The sequence below is a fragment of the Actinomycetaceae bacterium MB13-C1-2 genome (assembly GCA_035621235.1).
Lineage (GTDB): Bacteria > Actinomycetota > Actinomycetes > Actinomycetales > Actinomycetaceae > Scrofimicrobium.
The window spans coordinates 989,432-1,014,049 of the sequence record CP141731.1 but is presented as its reverse complement, the minus strand read 5'-3'; the positions used below and the strand labels follow the sequence as shown (position 1 = coordinate 1,014,049).

Sequence of the window (24,618 nt, the reverse complement as noted above, 5' to 3'; positions counted from 1 at the left end):
CTCTATTTGTCCTTCCTGCGCGACTTTGAATCCCTGACCTCGGCGCCCGCGTAGCCGCCTACTCCCAGAGCTACCAGAAGCCCTCCAATGCTGATGATCGCAATGTAGGTGACCCTCCACCACGTCATTTGGTCAACGGCATGAGTCGTTGAGTTGACACCGTTCATGCCGGCGGAATTCGCGATCACATAGAACAGGTCATGCAGGTTATCCTTGATCGCCAACCCGATCTGTTGGTCATTAATCAACGCTGCTTGGTTCCAGTAAGTAATGCTGTCATCAACCCCGAAACCGCAGAAGGCAGTCGTACCAGCAATGACTGATTCCTTTGGAGCCGCCTTTAGCGATACGTTGGTGAAGTCCGTGACGTTGTAGCCGTTGAAGCCCCATTCGTCACGAAGGATATTGACCATGACCCCAGCATTGGCGCTGGGCGCTACCGCACCAATACGGTTGAACGAAGTCATCACGCCCGAGGCGCCCTTTTGGTACAGGTCAGCCTTCTCCTGGTCATCAACAAAAGACGCGGGAATACCTCCGGCTTCGAATGTCTGCTGGAAGTTTCGAAGCTCTAGTTCACGTGCCGCTTGCTCAGAAAGGAACACCGCAATACCAGAACGGTTAATCTCCTGGTCGTTGAACGCTAAGTGCTTGACGTTAACTATGGTGCCCATAGACTCCGCGCCCTGTGTCACTGCAGACGCGATGTAACCAGAGAGAATCGGGTCTTCCGAGTAGTACTCAACTGCTCTGGAATTGTAGGCATGGCGCTGTAAATTCAGCGCAGGGCCAATCATAATGACCTTGCCGGCCGACAATGCTGCCTCACCAAGGACTATCTCTCCGTGTTCGAATGCCAGCTCTTTGTTCCATGTGTAGGCAAGGTTCACCGGCGCGGGTGTGACAGCCACGCCATATGTTGAGTAGTCGGCCCCGTCAGCAAACGGAACGCCCTGATACTGACCGTCTCCGATCATGCCCATATGTCCGTTGGGCCCATCATCCGCTCCCATCTGGACCAATCCAGCTGAAGGGATCGCTTCGATGTTATGGAATGCATTGGCTGCGAAATTCAGGTACTCATCAATCGTCACCTTATCGATCAGCTCACCCCAGCGCGGATCGTCGTAGTCTGCCCCCTTCATGTCGGCCAGAGTCAGATCACTCGCGGTGTCGCCCCAGACTAACTCGCTAACATCGTCATCGGTCGAGAGCGGAGTAAGGTCGTTCCGCAACAGTCTAGAAAGCTGTTCGTTGGCAGCTATCCCCGCGTACGTCGTTGGGAAAGTTCCGTCCCAATCGGAACGAGTAAGGTAAGTGACCGTTCCCGGCTCGAACGCGTTGTAGTCGGTGGCATAGTCCCCATCACTCAGAACTGGAACGATCTCTGTTCCATTGGCACTGACCGCGAACGTTTCCGAGTCGATCTCACCGTCCCAGGTCCACTGGTACACGTTGGCCGAGTCTCCGACGTCATTCATCCCGTCACTGGTCTGCTTGTCCTGCGCTGCAAGAATGTTGTTCAAAGCGGCATGGGAATCCTCGGCCACCGACAGATAGTATTCGCCAGGATCAAGAATGTAGGTACCTGCGCCAAAGGCGTCAAAGCTTGCAAGCAGGGATAGGTCGAGCTCCATTGTGATCGTTTGGGACTCGCCGGGTTCTAGCAACTTCGACTTCTCAAAGTCCATCAGTTGAATCGCCGACTTTTCGACTCCGTGCTGCTTGTCGTAATCGGTGTATGGCACTTGAGCGTAGACCTGGACCGAAGCTTTGCCCGCGACCGCTCCCGTGTTCTTTACGGTTACGGCAACGGATGCGGTCTTCTTGTCACCCTTCACTTCTGCGGAATCCAGAGTTTGTTCGAATGTTGTGTAGCTGAGGCCATACCCAAGTGGGTACACCACCTCGTTTTCGTAGTCCCAAGTCCCCGGCACTGTCGCTAACGTTCCGTCGACGTTAGCGTAGGTGCCTGCGGAAGCCTGCTCACCGCCGTTACCCATAACGTGATCTGCGTAGCGCGTCTCATAGTAGCGGTAACCCGTGTAGATTCCCTCAGCCTCAATCAGATAGGAGTTGACCATCGCGTCCTCAGGGAAATCCGCAGCATTGGTCCAAGGAATGTCTCCTATGTTGGCGATTGCGGGTGCGGCAGCCGAGTTCTTGACCAATACGTCGCCCAGGTGACCAGACGGAGCCACGTCGCCGGTCAGGACATCGACCAGGCTGAGGAAGCCGTATGCGCCCGGGAACCCGATCCACATAATCGAATCTATCTCTGGATCATCCGCCAGATCGGAGATTTCCATCGGATTCACGGCATTAATCAAAACGATGACTTTGTCAAAGTTGGCTTTTGCTTCCTCGACCAACTCCTTTTCCTCTGCGCTTAGGGAGAGGATGTTACCTGTCTGGGTTTCAACACCCTCAGCCAACCCTTCTTCGCCGGGAAGGTAACCATAGCCGTTCTCGCCACCTGGCCTACCAACAACAACGATTGCTGCGTCGTCGTACTCGGCCCACTCTGAACGATAATCGGGATTCAGCGCCTCTAGTTCGTTAAGCGAGATCTCATGAGGGTCACTGTAAGACGTAATCTCGGTGTATTCAGGAAGGGGAAGACTTAGTAGTTCCAGTACCCCCCCACTCTTTGTCAGCAAAGAAGTTCTCGTAGGCTTCCTGCATTGATGGGTTGACCCTCAGACCCTTCTCAGAGAAGGCGTCGGCTATCTCGACAATTGATGTGACATCGCCCTGCGATCCCATACTTGAGCTATAGACCGGCGCGTAACTACGCACCCCAAACATTGTTACCTTGGCTTCGGGTGCTATCGGTAGCGCCTCTGCTTCGTTCTTCAACAACACAAATGATTCTTCAGATTCCCTCTGTGAGAGATCCTTAAGCGCCTCAAATGTCTCTTCTGCAGTAGTCAGCGACGCTTGGTACGTCCAGATGTCTTCCCCATCTGCCGACTGCTCAGTCACGATCTTTTGGCTTTCAGTACCGACGGCCTGGTCCACGGCCGTGCGGTAAGACTCTAGTAACTGACCGGCAACAATGCCGATGCAAAGAACAAACAGCCCGATTGCGGTGAACCCTCGATACAGGCTAGATCGTCGGAACACTTCTCAACCTCCTCATTGGGATTGGAGCGACGCGCGGTACCCTGATCACCCGGCACAGGCGTTAACAGAACATCGCGTCGATGGAACAGTTAGAACCTATGCTGTAGTCCACCCAGCAAGAAGTGCCCCTGCTTGAAAGGTAGTTTTCAACGCGTAACAGGCACCGCGAAACTGGACTTGGCTTTGATAGAGCACCAAGGCTCTTGGGCTGACCCGCCATTGTTGAACCGAACTCACCTATTTTCGCCTGATGATCCGTGCTCCTCAGGCATGGGGATCAAGATTTTTAGCGTGAACCAGTTATCCTCGGCAGATACCACGACCGAGCCACCATAACGCTCGACTACTTCTCTTACGTTACGCAGGCCGTAGCCATGATTGCGCTTGTCCCTTTTTATGGTTAGTGGAAATCCATCGACCATCTGCACAGGCACACGGTAGTGGTTCTCTACCCTGAGGACGGCGAAGTCGCCCTGCCTAAAGACAGCGATCTTTATGAGACGCTTGTCCTCTCGCTCAACAAGACTTGCCGCTTCGATCGCGTTATCCACCGCGTTGCCCAGAATCGTTGCAAGGTCAAGCGGATCTACAAAATCCAAGGCGTTACCATCCAAGACCTCGGTCATGGTGATGCTCAGTTTCCGGCTCGACACCTTCTTCGCCGACAGTATCGCGTCAACCGCCAAGTTACCCGAGTTGACCTGATTGTCGTATTCGAGGACCGACTGCTCCAGATGATCTAGCTGCTCTGAACGTTTCCACTCCGAGGGCTCAGCTCGAATCGCAGCAATGTGGTGTTTCATATCGTGGTATTTTCGGTTCACCTCGTCGATATTTGCCCGCGACAGAAGATACTGATCGTGCTGAGCACGAAGCATCATTTGTGCTCCCTCAAGTTCCGCAGCTTCCGATGCCCTCATCCGTAAACTCTCTTGCGCATACAACGCAACGAATCCAGCGAAGTCCATCAGAGTTCTGATGTTGGCCACGTCCAGCGCGCCGCTCCCCGAGAACGGACTCTCAAAGGGTCCGAAACTCACGTTCGAACCTAAGAACGTGGCTAACGCTATTGCCACCGCTCCAAGTACACCGCCAGCGTCAATGCGCAGAGGACCGATCGACTGAAAACTACGGCGCATCAGAAAATAGGCGAGCACAAATGCTATGGCGTATATAGCGGCCATCCAAAGCGTATCCAAACGCCAGATCGTGGTGTACTCGTGTCGCCCGAAATAGAACTGCAACTGCCACTCCAGGGAGGCGACAAGTTCAGCTAAGATGAACGCGCGCACGCCAACGTACACAGCGCCCGACCAATCGACGTTCGCGCAAATATAGGCCGTTACTACGATGAGGACGAGGGCGGCCAACATCCCAACCATCCAGAACGAGATCGGCAACTCCCCAGAAAACAGTTGCAACGCCACAAACAGGGGAAGGGACAGGGCCGCAGCAATCATCGCCCTCTTGCGTGCCGACCGCCATCCGACGGCACTAACAACGACGATTACCCCAAGCCACTCTGCAAAGGCAGTGTAGATTCGCGGGATGTCCGGCAGAAGCTCGCCCGTCACAGCAGAGGACTTCCCAGGTGATCAGTCAAGGCCATCATGAATTCTTTGCGCCGTGCACGAGAGATTCTAAGCAGGTCACCCCCGCTCATCTTGGCGTCTTGGCCGACTATCCCCCTGACGTGTTGCAGATTTGCCAAATAGTAGCTGTTGATACGGTAAAAGCCTTTGCCGCTAAGTTGCTGTTCCAAGTCCCGAAGAGCCCCTGTGTAGCTAAAGGTTTCAGAGAGCGTGTGAACGATGTTTTGATGTTTTTTGCTTTCGACGTAAACGATATCGGGAACGTTGACCCGATGAAGAGCCGAACCTGCTCCAACGATAATAGAATCAGTCTCTTTTGACTCCAGGGATCGGATGGCTCTGGTTAGTTCCTCGGCAAAGGAGAAGTACGTGACCGGCTTTAGGAGGTAGCTCATCGCCCCAACCCGATACCCCTTCACGGCGTACTGCGACAGGTTGGTAACGAAAATCAGTATTACCTGGTCATCGACCAGACGAATTGCTTCTGCGGTTGCCATCCCTCCTACCGCAGGCATGTGCATGTCCAGGAAAACTATGTCATAGATGGGCTGATAGTTCTCTAGGAGTGCCCCACCATCTTCGAAGACTCTGACGTCGAACTTCTGGTCGTTCTCAAGCTGATACCGGTCTAGGTATTCGAGTAAGTTAGCGCGGGCAGATGCCTCATCATCCACAACCGCGATTCGGAAAGACATGGTGGCGGCGCCTCCAGACTGCGTCGATAACTGCGATTCCCGCATTCTATCAACGCCTGCGGTTACCGGACCTCACCATCACCCGCTCTATAGGTTTGATCCAAGTAACGATGCCAAGTCATCACGGACCATATCCAAAGCCCCGGCGATTGTAGCGTCCATGTCGAAGTATCGGTAGGTTCCAAGACGACCGCCAAACAAGACCCCCGGCGTATCTGCCATCGCTCGACGATAGTCATGCATCATCTTCTGATCACTTGGAGTATTGATCGGATAGTAGGGGTCATCGTCGGCAGTAGCGGAGCGCGAGAACTCACGATAAACGATGGTCCGATCCCCCGGATACTCGCGTTCCGGATTAAAGTGCCGGAACTCTATTGTCCGGGTTTCGGGAACAGTAAGATCGCCGTAGTTCATCACCGCACAACCCTGATAATCGCCCGTATGGGGACGCTCAACCTCGAAATCAATCGTGCGCCACCCTAGACGTCCGTACTCGTAATCGAAAAACCGATCTACCGGACCGGTGTAAACAACGGGCACCCGACCCGCTGTTGAGTCCCTCGTCAGGGTCGCCTTTTCCGAGGACTCTTCATCAAAAAAGTCGGAGTTGAGAAACACGTCAATGTTGGGGCTATCGACCATGCGCTCGAACCAGGCTGCATAGCCATCCAGAGGCAGTCCCTGGTGTGGATCGGAGAAGTAGCGACTGTCATACGTGTAGCGAACCGGCAGACGACGGGCGATCCCTGCTGGCAAATCAGTTGGATTGGTCTGCCACTGCTTGGCCGTGTAGTCCCTAAAGAAGGCTTCGAACAGCGGACGTCCAACCGTCGATATGCCCATAGTCTCGAAGTTATCCTCAGCTCTTCCGGCGGGAATTTCGGACGATTGTTCCCGAACCAAAGCCCGGGCCTGATCGGGGCTGTAGGCAGACCCAAAGAACTGATTAATAGTTCCGAGATTGACCGGCATGGGGTAGACGACCCCGTCAATCGTCGTTAAAACCCGATGGACGTAGTCATTGAAGTCGGTGAAGCGCCGCACGTAGTTCCATACTTCTTCGTTGGAAGTATGAAAGATGTGCGCACCATACTTGTGCACCTCAATTCCGGTTTCGGGATCGACTTCAGAGTATGCGTTCCCCCCAATGTGTGAACGTTTCTCGACTATCGCTACGCGAGCGTCCCAGAGCCGTGCCGCTGACTCCGCAACTGTAAGTCCGAAGAGGCCGGAGCCTACAACGACTAGATCGTACATTCGATGCCTCCAACGAGCCTGACCAATAGTCCCAAGTCAGACCAGTATCCCCTAGTTCATGAGCTGGGATTTATACACGGCCCCCGATTGCGCGGCTGGACCACGATTCGCCGGTTTCGTATCTTGCTCAGAACAATCGAAGATCAGCTGGACCAACAAAGGAGGACTGCATACTGCGGTATATGAGTATGAGGCGATAGAGAGTTCTGATTACGCAGATCGGTGCTCTCGACTGCGGGACCCCGTGGCAAGAGCACGAATACTGGCGCGCAACCTCAGCGAGTTGGCGCGACGCACCGGGATGACCCGTGCCGGACTCTATCGAGCTCTATCCGAGGGCGGCAACCCCAGCTTCGCCACCATTCACAAAGTGGCGACCGCACTCGGACTCAAGATCACCTTCGAGTCGCTAGAACAAACAAGCGCTTAACTTTGTCCGTATTTAGAGGTCTCTTTTATGCGGGCGTTTCAGAACTGAACTATCAGACAGCCGTTCCGGATAGTCCCCTACGAATCCTGTTGCTCTCTTGGTATGGCCCGCGAGTGCATTCAAGAAGCGCATCGGTGCCGTTATTCTGTGTCACTTTCATTTGTGTCACTTTGTAGCGAGACGGTCAGTGGGCCTTGCGCACTTTCTGCGGCCCAACGAGTCTATGTGCATTAGCCGTACACCCCCGAGCGAGCCGCCCAGGGCAAAGTATCTGCCACAGCGGCCACCACCAGCCAGAAATCATGCGGCTCCTGAAGGCCGACCCGGCCACATCGGCAGACATCTTCCTTCTTTCGGCCTCCTACGGACGAAAACCACCAACAACAGAAAACCGAGACCATGCCGGCCACACTGGCAGATATAACGGGACTCCAACCCGCTGCTCCCAGGCGCAACAAAAGGGGTGTACCGACTTTCGTCGGCACACCCCTTTCGCTTTCGTCTGATCTAGTCAGCCCAAATCAAAACCGGGTAGTCAGCCTAGGCTTCCTTTGCAGCAGCAATACGCTCGCGCAGCTTGGTCAGCTGCTCACGCACCGCTTCCGGAACCTTGTCACCGAACTGCTCGAAGTAGGTCTCAGAGTCATCGGTCTCAAGTGCCCAAGCATCGGGATCGATCGCGTACAGCTTGTCCCAATCCTCTTCGGTAAAGCCCTCAAGGCCCTCAATGTTGAAGTCCTCGAACTTCGGGTAACGGCCGGTCACACCATCAATCGCGTCAACCTCGCCCGCAGCACGACGAACGATCCAGTCAAGAACGCGAGCGTTGTCGCCATAGCCTGGCCACAGGAACTTGCCGTCGTCATCCTTGCGGAACCAGTTGACCTGGTAGACCTGCGGGAACTTGTCGCCAAGCTCCTGACCCATCTCTACCCAGTGACCCCAGTAGTCGGCCATGTTGTAGCCGCAGAATGGGAGCATTGCAAACGGGTCGTGACGCAGCGAGCCTGCCTTGACGTCGGTCGCCGCAGCGGTGACCTCGGAGGCAACGGTTGCACCAACGTACACACCGTGATCCTGGTCGTAAGCCTCGGCAACCAGCGGAACGTTGGTCGCACGGCGTCCACCGAACAGGATTGCATCAATCGGAACACCCGCAGGAGCTTCCCAGTCGGGGGAAATGATCGGGCACTGCCACGCCGGTGCGGTGAAGCGGCTGTTCGGGTGCGATGACGGGGCATCGGACTCCGGGGTCCAATCCTTACCGTGCCAATCGATCAGGTGTGCGGGGGCCTCATCAGTCATGCCCTCCCACCAGACATCGCCATCGTCGGTCAGTGCAACGTTGGTGAAGATCGAGTTTGCCTTCATGGACTCCATGGCCATCGGGTTGGTCTCGTAAGAGGTACCCGGTGCGACGCCGAAGAATCCAGCCTCGGGGTTGATCGCGTAGAGGCGACCATCCGGACCGGGGCGCATCCATGCGATGTCGTCGCCGACCGTCTCAACCTTGTAGCCGGGGATGGTCGGCTGAAGCATGGCAAGGTTCGTCTTGCCACATGCCGACGGGAACGCGGCGGTAACGTAGAACTTCTTGCCATCCGACTCACGGGTCAGGCCCAGAATCAGCATGTGCTCGGCCATCCAGCCATTGTCACGTGCCATGGTCGAGGCGATACGAAGCGCATAGCACTTCTTACCGAGCAGAGCGTTGCCGCCGTAACCCGAGCCATAAGACCAGATTTCGTTGCTCTCCGGGAAGTGGGTGATGTACTTGTCATCATTGCAGGGCCAGGTGCTGTCCTTCTCACCGGGCTCAAGCGGTGCTCCAACGGAGTGAACGGCGGGAACCCACTCTTTCCCTTCGTTGATCAGATCCATCGCCTTGGTGCCGATGCGCGTCATAATGCGCATGTTGACGACAACGTAGGGAGAGTCAGTAATCTCGATGCCAAGCTGCGAGATTGGACCGCCAATTGGGCCCATCGAGAAGGGGATCACGTACATGGTGCGGCCCTTCATCGAGCCATCGAACTTCCCCTTGAGGATTTCCTTCATCTCCTTGGGATCTGCCCAGTTGTTCGTCGGGCCTGCATCCTCTTCCTTCTCGGAGCAAATGAAGGTTCGTGACTCAACGCGAGCGACATCCGAAGGAAGGGAGCGAGCCAGGAACGAATTCGGCCTCTTCTCCTCATTCAGGCGGATGAACATTCCGCTCTCAACCATCTCAGAGGTCAGGCGGTCCCATTCCTCGTCAGAGCCATCAGTGAACTCAACCTTTTCGGGCTTAGTTAGCTGGGCGATCTCGGTCACCCAGCTAATGACGTCTTCGGGAACGTTTGCCGGTGCTGCCTCGCGGACATCACTTTCAGTAACAGTCATTAGGTGCCTGCCTCCTGTGGGGACTAGCGGTTTGAAGAGACCGGACGGTCTCGTTTCAGCCCTTATATTCTCCCAAATCTGCGCGAAAAAATCATGGTCGTTAAGTCCCTACTATTTCTTGGCACTTTCTAGACCGATATCGGCCCAAACGCCCGTCAAACAGCCGGTCTTGCACGGCAGCGCGACGTTCTAGGCCGCAATTTGTAGCGCGTGTCACTCAGCCCTAAGCGGAAGTACATCGGTACTCGGTGAGCTAGCGACCGTTTGATTTTGCGTCACGGCGAGTGCACCTATAATCCTAATGGCATCGCGGATAGCAAATCGGTGACCTGGTTGGTTCTCGCATAACTATCCCCTTGTTCTCTAAAAACAGAGGAAGTCCCAACGTGGCGATCAAAACAGACCGTGGCCCGTCTTTCTTCGACCTGCTCGCGAACCAAGCAAGCAAGCTCGTAGGCGCAGCCGAAATGCTTCAGAGAATTCTTGATACCCAGGGTGACGAGCGCCGAGATGTGCGCGCGGCCTTGCATGACATCGAGCATGAGGCTGATGACATAAACCATCAGTTCGTACAAAAGCTCAATGGCTCGTTCATTACCCCGTTTGATCGCGACGACATGTCAGAACTGGCTCACCTGCTTGACGACTGCGTTGATCTGATGGACGAAGCCGGCGACATGATTGTCCTCTATCGCCTAGAGAACATTCCTCAACCCTTCTACGATTTGCTCGGCCAGCAGGTACAGATTCTGGCTCGTTGTGCGGAACTCACCCACGAGGCGATGCCAAAGATCAAGAAGCCGCGTGATCTCAAGGCATATTGGCTCGAGATCAACATTCTTGAGAACCAGGGAGACCAGGTCTATCGCAGAACACTTGGAAACCTGTTCGACTCTGATCTGGACCCTCTGATGGTCATTAAGCTCAAGGACGTGGTCGAGATCCTAGAGAAGTGCGCAGACGCATTTGAGACGCTCGCCATGCAGGTTGAGACCATCGCGGTGAAGGAGTCCTGATTCGTGGACTTCAATATCGTTCTTGTCGTCATAGTCATCGCAATTGCACTACTTTTCGACTACACGAACGGCTTCCACGATGCCGCCAACGCTATAGCCACATCGGTTTCAACCCGAGCACTCAAGCCCCGCACCGCACTTGCGATGGCTGCGGTCATGAACGTTATCGGCGCGCTGATGGGCACCGAGGTCGCGAAGACTATTGGCGAGGGGATCATCGACATCAACTCGTACGCGCTCTCGGACAGCACTGAGACGCAACGCTTTGGTCTGATAGTTGTACTCTCGGCCCTGGTTGGCGCGGTGGTGTGGAACTACACAACCTGGTGGTTCGGCCTTCCCTCATCCTCGTCCCACGCCCTCATCGGAGGACTGGCCGGTGCCGGTATTGCATCTGCGACTCAGGTTCACTGGACCGGGATTCTGAATCACGTCATCATCCCGATGATTTCTTCTCCCATTATCGGTTTCGTTCTCTCATACTTCGCCATGAAGTTGATCCTGGCCTGGTTTGCGAACAGGCCGTATCACAAGACGATGGGACGATTCCGTCACGCGCAAACGCTGTCCGCAGCCGCCATGGCACTGGGCCACGGCCTTCAGGACGCACAAAAGACAATGGGCGTTATCGTCATGGCACTCTTGGCCGGAGGATACGGCGAGACCCACAACATTTTTGATGAAGCAACCGGCGACATGACCATCCCCCTCTGGGTGAAGCTCGCGGCAGCAGCAGCTATCTCACTTGGCACCTACTCCGGTGGTTACAAGATCATGAAGACGCTCGGTTCCAAGATGATTGACCTTGATCCGGCCCGAGGATTCGTGGCCGAAACGGTCTCGGCCAGCATTCTTTACACCGCCGCCTATCTTCTTCATGCACCGATATCAACAACCCAGACCATTACCGCTTCGATTCTGGGTGTGGGCGCCACCAAACGACTCTCAGCGGTCAGGTGGTCGGTCACCGGAAACATCGTGGTGGCATGGGTTTTGACCCTACCGGCCGCCGCAACAGTGGCGGCGATTATGTTCTTTATTTTCCACGCGATAATCCCGGTTTATTGACCCCCTCCACTTTGGGTTTGCCAATCAGATAGGGGCTGATTTCGCCGCATTTGGCGGCGTGTCGCCTCCCTATCTGATTGGCAAACCCGAAGTGGGAGAAGTAGGAAAGGGGATCCTGCGCTACTTCAGTGTCAACTTTGTCAGCGGGTGATGACGTTCGGCTTCAAGTACCTTGGGTTTCTCCGTCAACGTCACGTGGGCAACTAGCATCTCTGCTTTGCTCAACACCGGATCAGCCCCGTTCATTGCGGCGAGAACCCGTTTGGGTGCGATTTCGCGAAGTGGCTTCTCAAGCGCATCTAACCCCGGGCCGTGGAAGCAAACTACGGTTGCCGCATGCTTTGCCTTGACCAGCTTGGCAACCACCTTGCTGGATGCTGTCGGATCATCTCTGACCCAGTCTTCGGTCAGCACCTCGTCCCGCTTAACACCCGCTGAACCCAGGACGGCATACGGCAAGACCGTCTGCTCGCACCTACGCCACGGCGATGTGATAACACGCGAGACACCAAAGGCAGACAGCAGCTGAACCAAATCGCTTGCCTCAGCCACACCCACTCGGGTCAATGGACGCTCCGCTTCGGAACCACTCCACTTCTCACGCGAGACTGCCTTCGCGTGTCGAAGTAGCATGATCGTCGAAGTCTGGAGTTCTCCGGCGGCCCCACGACCAATCAGTTCGGTCAACAGACGCCTATCGCCCTTGCGGGTGATCATTGCCCGGGCCCGCTCGGGTGGAACCCACTTGACGATATCGATCTCTTTCTTGTTGGCGCGAGCCACTGGCCGCCTAGTCGAGCAGGCTGGATGATTTCGAATGACCTGACCGACCCAGTAGTGAACCTCTTTTATGTGCCCCGACCCCAGCCGATAACGCTGAGTGGTCAGTGGCGCTCCGAGTTCAATGACCTTTCCGGTTTCTTCCTCAACCTCGCGCACTGCGGTAACAGGAAGAGGTTCGTTACGCTCCGCTTTGCCCTTCGGCCAACTCCAGTCTCGGTATCTGGGGCGGTGAACCAAAAGCACCTCGATATCACCCGGCGCGATAGGTTCGCCGGGTGCCACCGGTTCCACACCGGGCGCAAAACGCCACACCAGGGCTCCCGCAGAACGAACCATTCCCCGGGGAAAGATAATTGAACGATCAGGCACTGGACAACCCTACAACTGTCTCAACGGCCAACAACCCTGGACGACGCCTCCTGCATCAACTCCACCTGGATGTCCCGTAACGGGGCTCCGAACTTATCGTGTGTGTGCCTGCGCCAACGTCCGTTCTTTCGAAGCCTCCAAGATGAGGTTCCAGGAGAAGCCTCTGTTCGCACCAGGTCAACCAGATAGTCAATGTGGTCGCGATTTTCGATCTCTACCAGCGCCTCCACCCTGCGATCAAGGTTGCGGTGCATCAGGTCGGCGGAACCAATCCACACCTGTTCTTCTCCCGGCGCCCCAAACGCAAAGATCCTTGAATGTTCAAGGAAACGACCGAGAATAGAGCGAACTCGAATGTTCTCACTTAGGCCCTTCACTCCACCGCGTAGAGCACAGGTTCCCCGAACGACCAAGTCAACGCGAACGCCGGCCTGACTCGCCCGGTAGAGGGCATCGATAGTGCGCTCGTCCACAATAGAGTTCACCTTGATGCCGATCCATGCGTCCTCGCCTGCAAGCTTTCGCTCCACCTGCTCCTCAATCTTTTCGATCAGAGTGCTGCGGATCGAAACTGGAGCAACCACCAGACGTTTGAATGTCGACTTCGGGGCGTATCCGGACAGCTGATTAAACAGGCGGCTGAGATCCTGTCCAACGTCAGGATCAGACGTTAGAAGACCCAGATCCTCGTACCCTCGTGCCGTTCCGGGGTGGTAATTACCGGTTCCAACGTGACAGTACCGGCGCAGTTGATCGCCTTCTTGACGGACGACGAGGGAGAGCTTGCAGTGCGTCTTCAAACCCATCATCCCGTAGACGACGTGAACCCCTGCTTGCTCCAACTTCTTCGCCCAGAGGATGTTGGCCTCTTCATCAAAACGTGCTTTTACCTCAACAATTGCAACCACCTGCTTATCGCGCATGGCCGCGTCGATCAGCGCAGAGACGATGGGAGAGTCGCCCGAGGTACGGTACAGCGTCTGCTTGATCGCCAGCACATTGGGGTCACGAGCCGCCTGGGTGATGAACTGTTGTACCGAAGTGGAGAATGAATCGTATGGGTGGTGGAGCAAAACGTCGCGATTTCGCAGTACGGAGAAGATGTCCTGGGGCTGCGAGGACTCAACCTCTGAAAGGCCAGCAGCCGTCACCGGCACAAACGGCATGTACTTGAGGCTCGGCAGATCGAGATCATGCAATTCGTTGAACAATCGGAAGTCGAGCGGGGCCGGAAGCTCAAACACGTCCTCCGAGCTGATCTCAAGCCTGTCCGTCAAGAAATTGAGGACAAACGGGGTGATCGTGTCCTCAACCTCTAGGCGGACCACGGGGCCGAAGCGACGCCGTAGCAGTTCCTCTTCCATGGCGGTTAGCAGGTTCTCTGCATCGTCTTCCTCGACCTCTAGGTCTTCGTTACGGGTGACGCGGAAGCAGTGCGCCTCCTCAACCTCTACTCCGGCAAACAGGTGGTCCAAATGTGCGATTATCAGGCTTTCGAGGGTGATAAAAGACGCGCCAAGTCCACGACGAACGTACTGCTCTGGGCGTCCCTCGCGCCCGGCGGTGTCAATGCTGATTAGCCGCGGCAGAGTTTCCGGCACCTTGATACGGGCAAAGTGTCGCTTCCCGGATACGGGGTTCGTCAGGACGACGGCGATGTTCAAAGAAAGTCCGGAGATGTACGGGAACGGGTGGCTGGGGTCGACCGCGAGTGGGGTCAAGACCGGGAATACCTGGGTGCGGAAATATCTTGACAGTCGGTCCTGCTCCGGCTTATCCAGCTCGTCCCAACTACGGAAATTTATTCCCGCACTTGCCAGCGCGGGAATCAGCTCACCCTGAAAATCCTGCGCCTGCCGGGTGACAAGTTCTCGCGTCCGGTGCGTAATCAGATCCAGCACCTCGGTTGGCGATAGTCCCGACGCTCCCGGCTTCGCGATTCCAGCGGCAATTCGTCGCTTCAGGCCCGCGACGCGAACCATGTAGAACTCATCTAGGTTCGAGGTAAAGATTCCCGAAAACCAGAGCCTCTCAAGCAGGGGAACGGTGTCATCCTCCGACTGCTCCAAAACTCTTTCGTTAAAGGCAATCCAGGACAGCTCTCGATCAGCAAACCTTCCCTCGGGCAAAGGATAGTCAAGGCCTAGCGGAGCGGAAGTGTCGATCGGAAGACCTGTTACCTCATACGGCTGAACCTCTTCAGCCTCACTTCCGCCCTCGTCTTCCATCTCGATTATGTACTCGTCGTCCGAGTGTTCCTCGCCGACAAGTTCCAGACGGTCCGCCGGAACGAACAGCTCATCAGGGCGAGCGACCTCTAGGGGCGGTGGACCGCTGGAACCCTCATCCGAGAGGTCAAGCGCACTATTCGCGCCGTCAATCGGCCCTGTCATAGTCTCACCCTTCTCCGCCTTCCAAAGGCTGCCACCTGTTGGTGATGGGCCAACGAGTTAACCCTGCAACCGTTTCAGCCAGTCTTCTCAGTTCAGTGCTCCGGCCTTTGCTTGTTTGGCACTTTCGTCTAGCTCGCTCGCGGTGTCAAGCAGTGCGGTGTCACGGCGGGTCACCGGATTGGCCAATGCGTGAGTATCCTCAGTGATCCACTGCGGCCCGTACTTTGCGCTCGCCGCCAGAACCCGCATCGACTCAGCCGTCACCTCAAACACAGACGCTAGGTCATCCTCCGTAGCGTACCCGGCGAGCACACCCTCGATCGCCAAGATGACCTCGTCCAGGTTCGGGGCCGACTCGAGGCTTGCGCCTGACCCACCCTTCATTGCCGCCATGCCCTCCTGGTAGCGCTCGTACAGGACACCGGGATTCATCTGGTACCACTGGTACATCAGGTAAATCCGCCACAGCGCTCCGGGAAGAGTGAACTCCGGCGAACGCGCCCAGGCACCAGCGAGGATGTCCACGCCTTTTGAGCGCACTGCCTCCAAGACCTTTGGGACGTCCTCTTCGCTGAAGTCAACGGACGGCTGGCCAAGCAGAGCCCACGCGGTCGAATGTGCCAGACCTGAACCGTCTGCGGGGTCTTCATCGCCGATGATGTACTCAGCCATCTCGGGGTCAAGCATTGCGGGTCTGCGGAATTTATGTTCCATCACGCCACTCCTTCGATCACGGACGACGAGCGGGTGACCGCTTCGTCCCTCTGTTATCCAATGCTAAGTCACGAACGAAGGACGTGCCCCGCCCTAATTTCCGCGAGCGCACCGTCGCGAACCGCCGGCTTCCCACCGATCCAAACATAACGGACTCCTGACGCGATCTGCTTCGGTTCCTCATAGGTGGCACGATCTTGGACAAGGTCCGGGTCGAACAGCACCAGGTCCGCCACGTATCCCTCTCGAACCAGCCCCCGATCGCTCAGTCCCAGTACCTCGGCGGCACGTCCCGTCATGTGGTTCACCGCTTCCGGCAGACTCATCACCCCAAGGTCGCGTGCATAGTGCCCCAGGAAGCGAGCAAACGTCCCCCAGCTGCGTGGATGAGGTTTACCGCCGTGAGTAATCCCGTCCGTCCCAACTGTGTGGAAGGAGTCTCTCATCGTCTCAACAATGTTCTCCTCGTGCCCAACGTGCATCAGGATCGTCGTTGCCAAGTTGTCCGCAATCATCAGATTCAACGCCGTCTCGGCGGGCGAGGACGAGGGGAGACCCCTCACCGCAGTCAGCGCTTCGCTGTCGTGGATCTGCTGGAGCGTTCCCCCAACCAGCGCCTCAAGTTCGGGGTTTCCAACCGAGGCGACCTGCTGTGCGTCCCAGTCGACCACCGTTCCGTGGGCCCCGTCGGAGCCCTCCTCATCAAGCTCGTGGACGATCCGCGCTCTGGTCTCAAGGTGGCTGAGACGCTCAAGAAGAGCCGTTGCCCCACCCTCAAACGCCCAGCTGGGGAGCAGGGCGGAAAGGCTAGTTGCACCCGCGGTGTAAGGGTACGTGTCGAGCGAAATCTGGAGGCCACGACCCCTCCCCTCGTCTACCAACTGAAGTAGTTCGGACGCGCGACCGCGATTCTCAGGGAAGTTCATCGTCGCGTGTGTCAGGTGTAGGCGAACGCCCGTGGACCGCGCAACCTCGATCATCTCGCGGTATGCGCCAAGCGCCCCTTTACCGTAGCTACGGGTGTGGGGACTGAAATATCCGTTCTTGTCGGCGACAACCTGGCACAGCGCGATCAGTTCCCGCGTATCGGCATAGGTTGCCGGAGTGTAGGTGAGGCCGGTGGATAGTCCCCCGCTTCCTTCCTCCATCGCTGTTGCCAGGAGGTCCTGCATCCGCACAAGCTCCTCGTCCGTCGCCACTCGCGCCTGGTTGCCCATCACCATCATTCGCAGATTGCCGTGAGGCGTGAGTACGACCGCGTTGGTCGCCATCCCCTGATCGAGCCGATCCAGATACTCCGCCATTGACTGCCAGCTCGCGTCGCTCGGCATAGGGCCGTTCCACCCGGCGATTTGCTGTGCTATCGGTTCCTTCGTTTCCGCGTTCACAGGGGCATATCCCAAACCGTCCTGCCCGATGACTTGGGTTGTCACTCCCTGCATCAGTTTCGCGTCCGCATCGGCTCCGCTGATGAGTGAAAGATCAGCGTGAGCATGCATATCGATGAAGCCGGGGGCGAGGATACCTCCGCGTGCGTCGATCATTTGGTCCGCAGCCGCTCCTGCCAGATTCGGTGATACTTGGACGATGCGCCCGCCACGAAGACCGACATCCGCGGAATGAAGCCGCGCCTCACGCGATCCGTCCGCCAGGGTGGCTCCGTGGATCAGCACATCAAAGTGGTCGTTGCCGCCCATCAGAACCAGGTTTCTATCGCATCTATCACTCGGTCATCCTCGACGAGGGGAATTAGTCGCCACTTGTCCAACGAGGTGCACGGGTGACTCAACATCAGCCGGACGCGATCTCCTACCGCCAAGTTGCACGAGGGCGTGACGCGGACGAACAGATGTTGGTCGTTGATCTCAAAGGTCTCGGCCGGTCCATTGAGGCGGGCGTCCTCGGCATCGATTTGAGGCAGATCTATATCAAACCCGAAGTCACGGCGACCACCATCCAGAAGAATCAGGTCCGGTTCGGGCCTCGACAGGACCGTAGCCCATCCTTCGAGGGCAGTTTTTAGTCTGGGTCCCTCGGAGTCGCGACCAAATGGGGACAGTCGCTCGTAGTGTCCCCCGTCGTGGATCTGGAATGACCCGGGACGAAGGATGATCTGGGCGTCAGGCGAAATACGGCGAAGCTCCTCAGCGATCACGTCGTAGTACACAGAGCCAGAGGCACTGATTAGAGGCGAGCTGACCTCAAACAGGTCCTCGGCCATCTGATACAGCTCAGCGAGTCGTTCGCAGTAGCTTCGCACGGTCGCCAGATCTTCAGCGCTACGTGAGTGGGCCAGGGCGCCCTCGTACCCCGCGATGCCGCACAGTCGGACCGAAGGGGAGTTCGCCACAGCCTGCGCAAGTGCGCGGAACTCCGCGTCGGTACGGGTTCCGGTTCTCCCTCCTCCTCCACCAACGTCAATCAGAACAGAGAGAGGAGACGTCGGTCTGCGCTGTTCAATCAGTCGCAGTCCGCGAAACGAATCGATCCAGACAAACAGATCAACCTGTCGCTGAGAGGTAGCCCAGTCCAGCGACGTGCCGTCGGTGACCTCGTTTGCAATCATGATCCGGGGGACTCCGTTTGTCGCAGCGACCTGGGCTTGCCAGACAGTTGCGAGGGTTATCCCCCATGCCCCGGCATCGAGCATCTTCTGCCAGAGTGCGGGAGCCATTGAAGTCTTCCCGTGGGGGCACAGCGATACTCCGGCGCTGGTCGCCCAGTTCGCAAGCAACTCGGTGTTGTGATCAATCGCTTCTCGCCGAAGAGTTACCAAGGGAGTAGCAAACTCATCGAGCCCAGGGGCGCTCTCCCTCAACGATTCAGTGGTAGTTCCCCAGAGCGATTGCGGAAAACTCTTGGCACCGACGTCTATCAACATGCGTGATCCTTCCCCTACACCACAAGGTTACGATTACGTAGGAATCATTTGTCGAACCGATTGGACTGCTGATGACCGAAAAGAAGGCCGTGACCACCCAAAACGCCCCAGTGCCGATCACAACTTTCTCACAGGGTGTCATAAAGGGAGGGATCTTTCAGGTGTCCGGTCAAGGGCCGGTCGATCCCAAAACAAACAGATACATCCACGCGGGCGATGTTGCCGCGCAGACCACCCAGACCCTTGAGAATGTTCGAGCGATTCTTGAGGCGGGAGGCGCGTCGATTGAGGATGTCATCATGGTGCGGGTCTACCTAACCGATCCCGAGCTGTTTCCCGATTTCAATGGTGCGTACGAGGCATACATGAAGGAGCACGCCGGTCAGGTATACCCGGGGCGGACCACGGTCTTCACGGGACTGCCAAACCCTGACATGCTGGTAGAGATCGATGCGCTGGCGGTTGTTGGGTAATCGCCCATCGAGGCCATAGCAAAAGTCAACGAGGATAGTAGGAACAACAATGCGCAACATAGAACTGGGCACCACAGGACTTCAGGTCTCAAACGTGGCTCAGGGTCTGATGAGAATCGACGACAAGACAGACGATCAGATTCGTGATCTCTACAAGACAGCCCGTGACTGCGGAATCAACTTTTTTGACCACGCCGATATCTACGGCCAGACCTTGCACCTATGCGAAACCAGGTTTGGCGATGCTCTCAACCTCGGATCTTCAGAGCGCGAGCAGATATACCTTCAATCAAAGGCCGGTATCGTCAAGGACGGCCCGTACTTTGACTTCTCAGCCGGGCATATCGTCGAGGCGGTCGAGGGAAGCCTAAAGGCTCTAAAAACAGACTATCTTGATGTACTCCTACTGCACCGCCCGGACTCACTAGTCGAGCCTGAAGAGGTCGCAGCGGCATTCAACAAGCTAGAACAGAGCGGTAAAGTTCGGCATTTCGGGGTTTCGAATGAGAGCCCAATGTACATCGAACTACTCAAAACGGCTGTTACTCAGCCGTTGGTCGCGAACCAGCTACAGCTCTCCATCACCCACGCACCGATTATTGCGCAGGGGACGACAGTCAACATGGTTGACGAGGACCAGGCGATCATGAGGGACGGCGAGGTTCTCAGCTACTCTCGGATCCACCGGATGACAATTCAGGCTTGGTCGCCATTCCAGGCAGGATTCTTCAACGGGCCATTCATTGGCAATCCAGAATACGCAGAACTGAATGAAGTCTTGGACGAGTTAGCGACCAAGTACGATGCGACACCTGAAGGCGTAGCAATCAGCTGGATCACCAGTCATCCTGCGAAAATGCAGGTCGTCCTGGGTACGACCACTCCGGATCGGGTTAGGGCGGCTGCGGGCGGCTCTGACATTCAACTGACTAGGCCAGAGTGGTACCGGCTCTTTAGGGCGGCGGGTCACCTGGTTCCGTAAACCGCCGCCCAAACAGCTGACTACTCTGAGGTTTCCTCAGCAGTCTCTTCAGCCTTGTCCTCGACCTTGTCGGTAGCTTCTTCGGCTTGGTCGGGGACATCGCTAAGGTCAGCATCGGTCTGCAGGTCGACCCAGTACTCTTCGGCCCAGGGATCCTCAATGGGACGCGAACGGCGCCACAGCAGGTATCCGACGGATGCAACTCCCGCAGCGGCGGCAGTCCAACCGAAGATTCGACCAGCACGACCACTACGCTTGGCTGGCTTTGCCGCGGCCTTGGCATGTTTCTCCACGTCCGCCAAAGTGTCCTGCCCCTTAGCAGCGAGGGTAGCCAGCGCCGCAAGCGAAGCTTCCTTGCCCTCTTCCGCAGAGTGCTTTGACTTCTCCAGCAGTGCCTCTGCCTGGTCCTGCGCCACGTCCGCCCACTGGTGAAGCGTTGGCGCGGCGGCTTCCACGCCGGACTTACCAAGTTTCACTGCGCGATCACCGAGCTCTGTGGCGGTCTCGCCCGCGATCTCCGCAGCTTTACTGGCAGCTTTCCCGGCTACCTCTGCCGCTTTCCCGGCCTTACCTGCAACAGCAGATATGACCTCATCCGCGATCTGCTTCAAGTTATCCTGATCCATTCGTTGCTCACCCCAAAAACTAGTGCTTCGTTACGCCGGTATCTATTCTGTCACGTCATGCTAAAGGTATGAAGGAGTTGCAGTCCAAGGGGGTGCAGATGGGATGATAGAGAACATGAAAGCTGTTATTCGCACAAGCATGGGTAATATCCGCGTCAATCTGTTCCCGTACCAGGCACCTCACACGGTTAAGAACTTCGTTGAACTCTCAAAGGGTGAGCGCCAGTGGAACAACGCTGGTCAGATGACCACTCGTCCCCTATACGACGACACGATCTTCCACCGGGTTATTCCGAACTTCATGATTCAAGGCGGCGACCCCGAGGGCACCGGCATGGGCGGCCCAGGATACGAGTTCAACGATGAAATCAGTCCCGAACTCACTTTCTCTAAGCCGTACCTTCTGGCCATGGCGAATGCAGGGAAACGCATGGGCAAGGGAACCAATGGCTCGCAGTTCTTCATTACCGTTGAACCAACCCCTTGGCTGAACGGCAAGCACACCATCTTCGGCGAGGTGACGGATAAGGAGTCACAGAAGGTCGTCGACGAGATTGCCGCCGTTCCGACGGGAGCGCAGGATCGTCCGCTTACGCCCGTGGTCATCGAGCACATCGACATCGAGGACGAGGACTAATTCGTCATGACCGACGCGCCTCGCTACGGGCAGCGTGCCCCGGAAACACGTCCGGAACAGTGCCCGAGGCACCCTGGCGTCCCGGCGGTCTCCTACTGCAAACGATGTAACAGGCCCGCCTGCGCAGATTGCTCTATTCCAACTGAAGTCGGTTCCATCTGCGTTGATTGCGCCGGGACTCCCTCCGCGCGGAAGAGCCGTTTCGCCAGCGGCGGATCTCCATGGGGAAGGCCGGGGGCGCGCACCGGGATGTCCAGGACCGCTTCTGCGGTCGCTCCCGTCACCCTTACGCTGATCGTCGTAAACGTAGTTATGTTTATCCTTCAGCAGTTTTCGTCCGACGTGATCAACTGGCTGGCCTTCAACCCCGTTTTTGGTTACCTGCAACCGTGGAGACTTGTGACCGCGGCCTTTGTGCATGCGAACTTTACGCACCTACTGTTCAACATGCTAATGCTTTACCTGGTCGGGTCTTCAGTCGAGCGGGCGCTCGGCTGGTGGCGCTACTTGGCTGTGTATTTACTCAGCGCAGTTGGTGGTTCAATGCTGATTATCGGCTGGCTTTTGGTGCAACCACAGTCTGCCGCGACTTGGACCGTTGGAGCTTCTGGAGCCCTTTACGGCCTATTGGCCGCAATCCTTGTCCTTCAAAGGCGCGCCGGGATGTCAACGACATCGATCCTGGTGCTACTTGCCGTGAACCTGATCTACAGCTTCACAATGTCAAATGTTTCGTGGCAGGCACACGTTGGAGGCTTCCTGATGGGCCTGTTAGCCACGGGCATCTTCGTCTGGGCAGCGGACGCCTTCAGGTCACGCGGCCAGAAAACACTTACCGGAATGAGCCTGGTAGCGCTCGTTGCACTTGTCGTGTTGAGCGTCGCCGGGACCTGGGGACTCTACGCGCTGGTTAGCTGAAGAACTCAGCGCCACCTCAGGGTCATGATGAATCCGGCAAGCATTAGACCAATACCAATGGCAAGATTCCCGTATCCGATTCCGGGTATTGGAAATTTTGCACCAGAAAAGTAGTAGACCACCAGCCATACCAGCCCGAGAATCAGTAGCGTCACGAACACGGGAGCCCACCATGAGGGGCTTAGGGGAATGTCCTTTGCCCAGTTATCAACGAGTTCCTCGTCGTCCCTCTTCGGCTTGTTATCCCGCTTGCTCTGCTTGGCCACATTTCCTCCTGATGATGTGCGCGCCGCGGTGGTTACAACTGTCGTGAATCGACCTCCACATAGACTAGCCGTGGGATAACCATCCGACAAAGCAGACTAGCGAGTACGGCGCGGGAGGTTCGTCATGTCTGACCAGTGGGCAACGCAGTCGACATCGGGCGAGGGCGCTGACGAGTCCGGAAAGAAACCGAGTGTACTCGGACGATCGCTGGGCTTTGGGACAGGGCTGCTCGGCTCGTTGGCCGTTGGGATTATCTCAGTCACCGCTGGACTACTCATCGGCATCTCTGTAAGTAACGCGCAGAACCACGGCTATAGCGATGACCGAAATCTTGCCGACATTGTTAGGGAGCAACAGTCGCGCGTCTTTGCACTTGAGGAGCAAACTGATGCGTTGACGGAGCAAGCACAGTCCCTCACCCAGACGTCGCTACCCGAGACCTCGGACGCAAGCCTCCTCCCCATCAGTCGACTCACAGTTACCGGCCCCGGGGTTGAGGTGTCGCTGTCCGATGCCGCAAAGGAGTTTATTCCGGACGAGGGAGCATCCGTCAACGACCTGGTTGTCCACCAGCAGGACGTTGACGCCGTCGTGAACGCACTGTGGCGGGGTGGAGCAGAAGCTATCGCCGTCCAGGGAGTACGCCTAGCGGCAGACACCCCGGTTAGGTGCGTGGGCAACGTGATCCTGGTCGGCTCTAGGTCATACGCCCCGCCCTACGTCATCTCCGCAATTGGGGATCCGAGCCTGCTAGCTGATTCTCTGGACCAAGACGAACGGGTTTCGGACTATCGTTTCTATGCGGCAAAGTACCAAATGGGATGGTCAGTAACCCCGCAGGAATCAATGGTTCTTCCCCCTGCGACAGAAATCGGGCTACAAGGCTTAGCCTCACCCCTCACACGGTAATAGGATTACCTGCATGTCTTCCCCATACCCCTCGCGCTCCGCGATACACGCCTCAGGCGCAAGCAACGGGATGCAGCGCCCGGCGACTCATGCATCCGGCTTGCCGGGAGGCGGTCAGTTCAGACCGACGGGTAGGAGCGTTGCACCTAAGAGACCCAAACGAAGCTTCTGGAGCCTGTCGCTTCAGATATTGGGCGAGCTGCTGATGACTGCAGGAGTGGTCCTTCTGCTCTTCGTTGTCTGGCAACTGTGGTGGACCACCGCTCAGGTGCAACCGGGAATGCAGCAGCGTGTGGCTGAGTTTGAGCGTGCAAACCCGGTAAACGATCAGGTCGCGACCGTGGAGAACCAGAGAACAGACCCCCCACCTCCAGTTGCCCAGGTCGGGTACGGAGAGATATTCGGCGTGCTTCACGTTCCGAAGTGGGACATGGCTATTCCAATTGCCGAAGGCATAGGCCAAGAGATTTTGGACCTAGGCAACGCCGGACATTTCCCTGACACGCAAATGCCCGGCGAGGTAGGTAATTTTGCCCTGGCGGGACACCGTCGTTCCTACGGAAATAACTTCCGACAGGTGCACATCATGGAACCGGGGGATCCGATCGTCGTTGAGACAGACAAGGCTTTCCTCGTTTACGAAGTGACAGACCACGAAATCATTTTGCCAAGTCAGACAGAGGTCCTATTCCCCGTCCCGAATGAACGCGGAGCTACCCCCACAAAGAGAATAATGACCATGACAACCTGCGACCCCGAGTTCGGAAACTCTCATCGGTACATCCTAAGAAGCGAGCTAAAGTACTGGGTCGCAAAAGAGGACGGTAGACCCAAAGTCCTCGAGGGCGTTAAGTAGCCCACGGGACGAAAGGAACAAAGGCATGTACAGCGCACTATTCCGTCTGTTACCAGGCCCCAAGTGGCTCAAGGTAATCTTTGCCGCCCTGATTGTGCTCGGGGTGGTATTCCTGCTGTTCGAATACGTCTTCCCCTGGGCCAACGCCTACTTCTTCGACAGCACAGTCGGCTAACCCCGCTTTTTTGGTTTGCCAATCAGATAGGGGCCGATTTCGCCGATTTTATCGGCGTGTCGCCCA

At 56.6% G+C, this 24,618-nt stretch carries 23 protein-coding genes and 1 pseudogene; 11 read left to right on the top strand and 13 right to left on the bottom strand.

Translation table 11 applies throughout. The annotated features are described in order from the left end of the window. Positions 1-2 precede the first annotated feature (2 nt). The 5 genes from U6G28_04530 to glf all read right to left on the bottom strand — a co-directional run bounded on the left by U6G28_04530 (position 3) and on the right by glf (position 6,673). Positions 3-2,660, bottom strand: coding sequence for a glycoside hydrolase family 3 C-terminal domain-containing protein (locus U6G28_04530; GenBank protein ID WRS30954.1), 2,658 nt, complete (start codon positions 2,658-2,660; stop codon positions 3-5). Next, positions 2,608-3,126 carry a hypothetical protein gene (locus U6G28_04525; GenBank protein ID WRS30953.1) on the bottom strand — a complete coding sequence of 173 codons (519 nt, stop codon included), beginning with the start codon at positions 3,124-3,126 and terminating at the stop codon, positions 2,608-2,610. Before U6G28_04525 ends, U6G28_04530 begins: the two co-directional genes overlap by 53 nt. A 233-nt stretch (positions 3,127-3,359) precedes the next feature. Continuing rightward, entirely contained in the window at positions 3,360-4,700 is a 1,341-nt protein-coding gene (locus tag U6G28_04520; protein WRS30952.1) for a GHKL domain-containing protein, read from the bottom strand. Next, positions 4,697-5,413 (bottom strand): LytTR family DNA-binding domain-containing protein, encoded by a 717-nt coding sequence (locus tag U6G28_04515; GenBank protein WRS30951.1) that lies wholly within the window; start codon positions 5,411-5,413, stop codon positions 4,697-4,699. Before U6G28_04515 ends, U6G28_04520 begins: the two co-directional genes overlap by 4 nt. A gap of 87 nt (positions 5,414-5,500) precedes the next feature. Then, positions 5,501-6,673, bottom strand: coding sequence for a UDP-galactopyranose mutase (gene glf, locus U6G28_04510; protein ID WRS30950.1), 1,173 nt, complete (start codon positions 6,671-6,673; stop codon positions 5,501-5,503). A gap of 58 nt (positions 6,674-6,731) precedes the next feature. On the opposite strand from glf, the gene U6G28_04505 reads away from it, so the two are divergent. Next, positions 6,732-7,103 carry an addiction module antidote protein gene (locus tag U6G28_04505; protein ID WRS30949.1) on the top strand — a complete coding sequence of 124 codons (372 nt, stop codon included), beginning with the start codon at positions 6,732-6,734 and terminating at the stop codon, positions 7,101-7,103. A 540-nt stretch (positions 7,104-7,643) separates the two neighbouring features. On the opposite strand, the gene U6G28_04500 is transcribed toward U6G28_04505, so the two are convergent. Next, entirely contained in the window at positions 7,644-9,485 is a 1,842-nt protein-coding gene (locus tag U6G28_04500; protein WRS30948.1) for a phosphoenolpyruvate carboxykinase (GTP), read from the bottom strand. A gap of 386 nt (positions 9,486-9,871) precedes the next feature. On the opposite strand from U6G28_04500, the gene U6G28_04495 reads away from it, so the two are divergent. Further along, positions 9,872-10,501 carry a DUF47 family protein gene (locus U6G28_04495; GenBank protein WRS30947.1) on the top strand — a complete coding sequence of 210 codons (630 nt, stop codon included), beginning with the start codon at positions 9,872-9,874 and terminating at the stop codon, positions 10,499-10,501. Positions 10,502-10,504: 3 nt separating this feature from the next. Then, positions 10,505-11,569, top strand: a complete 1,065-nt coding sequence (locus tag U6G28_04490; protein ID WRS30946.1) for an inorganic phosphate transporter — start codon at positions 10,505-10,507, stop codon at positions 11,567-11,569. Positions 11,570-11,689: 120 nt separating this feature from the next. Here U6G28_04490 and U6G28_04485 read toward each other — a convergent pair whose 3' ends face one another. From U6G28_04485 to U6G28_04465, 5 genes are all read right to left on the bottom strand, one after another. Then, positions 11,690-12,721, bottom strand: a complete 1,032-nt coding sequence (locus U6G28_04485; protein ID WRS30945.1) for an NUDIX domain-containing protein — start codon at positions 12,719-12,721, stop codon at positions 11,690-11,692. Positions 12,722-12,741: 20 nt separating this feature from the next. Then, positions 12,742-15,114 (bottom strand): RNA degradosome polyphosphate kinase, encoded by a 2,373-nt coding sequence (locus U6G28_04480; GenBank protein WRS30944.1) that lies wholly within the window; start codon positions 15,112-15,114, stop codon positions 12,742-12,744. Positions 15,115-15,201: 87 nt separating this feature from the next. Next, positions 15,202-15,828, bottom strand: coding sequence for a hypothetical protein (locus U6G28_04475; protein ID WRS30943.1), 627 nt, complete (start codon positions 15,826-15,828; stop codon positions 15,202-15,204). Positions 15,829-15,896: 68 nt separating this feature from the next. Further along, positions 15,897-17,525 (bottom strand): D-aminoacylase, encoded by a 1,629-nt coding sequence (locus tag U6G28_04470; protein WRS30942.1) that lies wholly within the window; start codon positions 17,523-17,525, stop codon positions 15,897-15,899. Further along, positions 17,525-18,709 (bottom strand): alanine racemase, encoded by a 1,185-nt coding sequence (locus U6G28_04465; protein ID WRS30941.1) that lies wholly within the window; start codon positions 18,707-18,709, stop codon positions 17,525-17,527. Before U6G28_04465 ends, U6G28_04470 begins: the two co-directional genes overlap by 1 nt. 71 nt (positions 18,710-18,780) lie before the next feature. On the opposite strand from U6G28_04465, the gene U6G28_04460 reads away from it, so the two are divergent. Both U6G28_04460 and U6G28_04455 read left to right on the top strand, forming a co-directional pair. Next, positions 18,781-19,182, top strand: a complete 402-nt coding sequence (locus tag U6G28_04460; GenBank protein WRS30940.1) for a RidA family protein — start codon at positions 18,781-18,783, stop codon at positions 19,180-19,182. 49 nt (positions 19,183-19,231) lie between these two features. Further along, the gene (locus U6G28_04455) at positions 19,232-20,164 is read left to right on the top strand and encodes an aldo/keto reductase (protein WRS30939.1); all 933 of its coding nucleotides are present in this window, start codon (positions 19,232-19,234) and stop codon (positions 20,162-20,164) included. Positions 20,165-20,184: 20 nt separating this feature from the next. Here the strand turns inward: U6G28_04455 and U6G28_04450 are convergent, their stop codons facing one another. Further along, positions 20,185-20,790: a hypothetical protein gene (locus U6G28_04450; GenBank protein WRS30938.1), complete on the bottom strand. Its 606-nt coding sequence runs from the start codon at positions 20,788-20,790 to the stop codon at positions 20,185-20,187. A gap of 115 nt (positions 20,791-20,905) precedes the next feature. On the opposite strand from U6G28_04450, the gene U6G28_04445 reads away from it, so the two are divergent. The 3 genes and pseudogenes from U6G28_04445 (at position 20,906) to U6G28_04435 (ending at position 22,345) form a co-directional block, all read left to right on the top strand. Beyond that, positions 20,906-21,427: a peptidylprolyl isomerase gene (locus U6G28_04445; GenBank protein WRS30937.1), complete on the top strand. Its 522-nt coding sequence runs from the start codon at positions 20,906-20,908 to the stop codon at positions 21,425-21,427. Between the two features lie 6 nt (positions 21,428-21,433). After that, positions 21,434-21,550 (top strand): annotated as a pseudogene (locus tag U6G28_04440) (hypothetical protein). Positions 21,551-21,676: 126 nt separating this feature from the next. Continuing rightward, positions 21,677-22,345 (top strand): rhomboid family intramembrane serine protease, encoded by a 669-nt coding sequence (locus U6G28_04435; GenBank protein ID WRS31193.1) that lies wholly within the window; start codon positions 21,677-21,679, stop codon positions 22,343-22,345. 5 nt (positions 22,346-22,350) lie between these two features. Here U6G28_04435 and U6G28_04430 read toward each other — a convergent pair whose 3' ends face one another. After that, complete coding sequence (locus tag U6G28_04430) at positions 22,351-22,611, bottom strand: cell division protein CrgA (GenBank protein WRS30936.1); 261 nt, start codon at positions 22,609-22,611, stop codon at positions 22,351-22,353. 124 nt (positions 22,612-22,735) lie between these two features. Between U6G28_04430 and U6G28_04425 the strand changes: the two genes are divergently transcribed. The 3 genes from U6G28_04425 to U6G28_04415 are packed head-to-tail and all read left to right on the top strand — an operon-like array spanning position 22,736 to position 24,552. Next, entirely contained in the window at positions 22,736-23,521 is a 786-nt protein-coding gene (locus U6G28_04425; GenBank protein ID WRS30935.1) for a DUF881 domain-containing protein, read from the top strand. A 13-nt stretch (positions 23,522-23,534) separates the two neighbouring features. Further along, positions 23,535-24,377, top strand: a complete 843-nt coding sequence (locus U6G28_04420; protein WRS30934.1) for a class E sortase — start codon at positions 23,535-23,537, stop codon at positions 24,375-24,377. A gap of 25 nt (positions 24,378-24,402) precedes the next feature. Then, positions 24,403-24,552 carry a hypothetical protein gene (locus tag U6G28_04415; GenBank protein ID WRS30933.1) on the top strand — a complete coding sequence of 50 codons (150 nt, stop codon included), beginning with the start codon at positions 24,403-24,405 and terminating at the stop codon, positions 24,550-24,552. Positions 24,553-24,618: the final 66 nt, after the last annotated feature.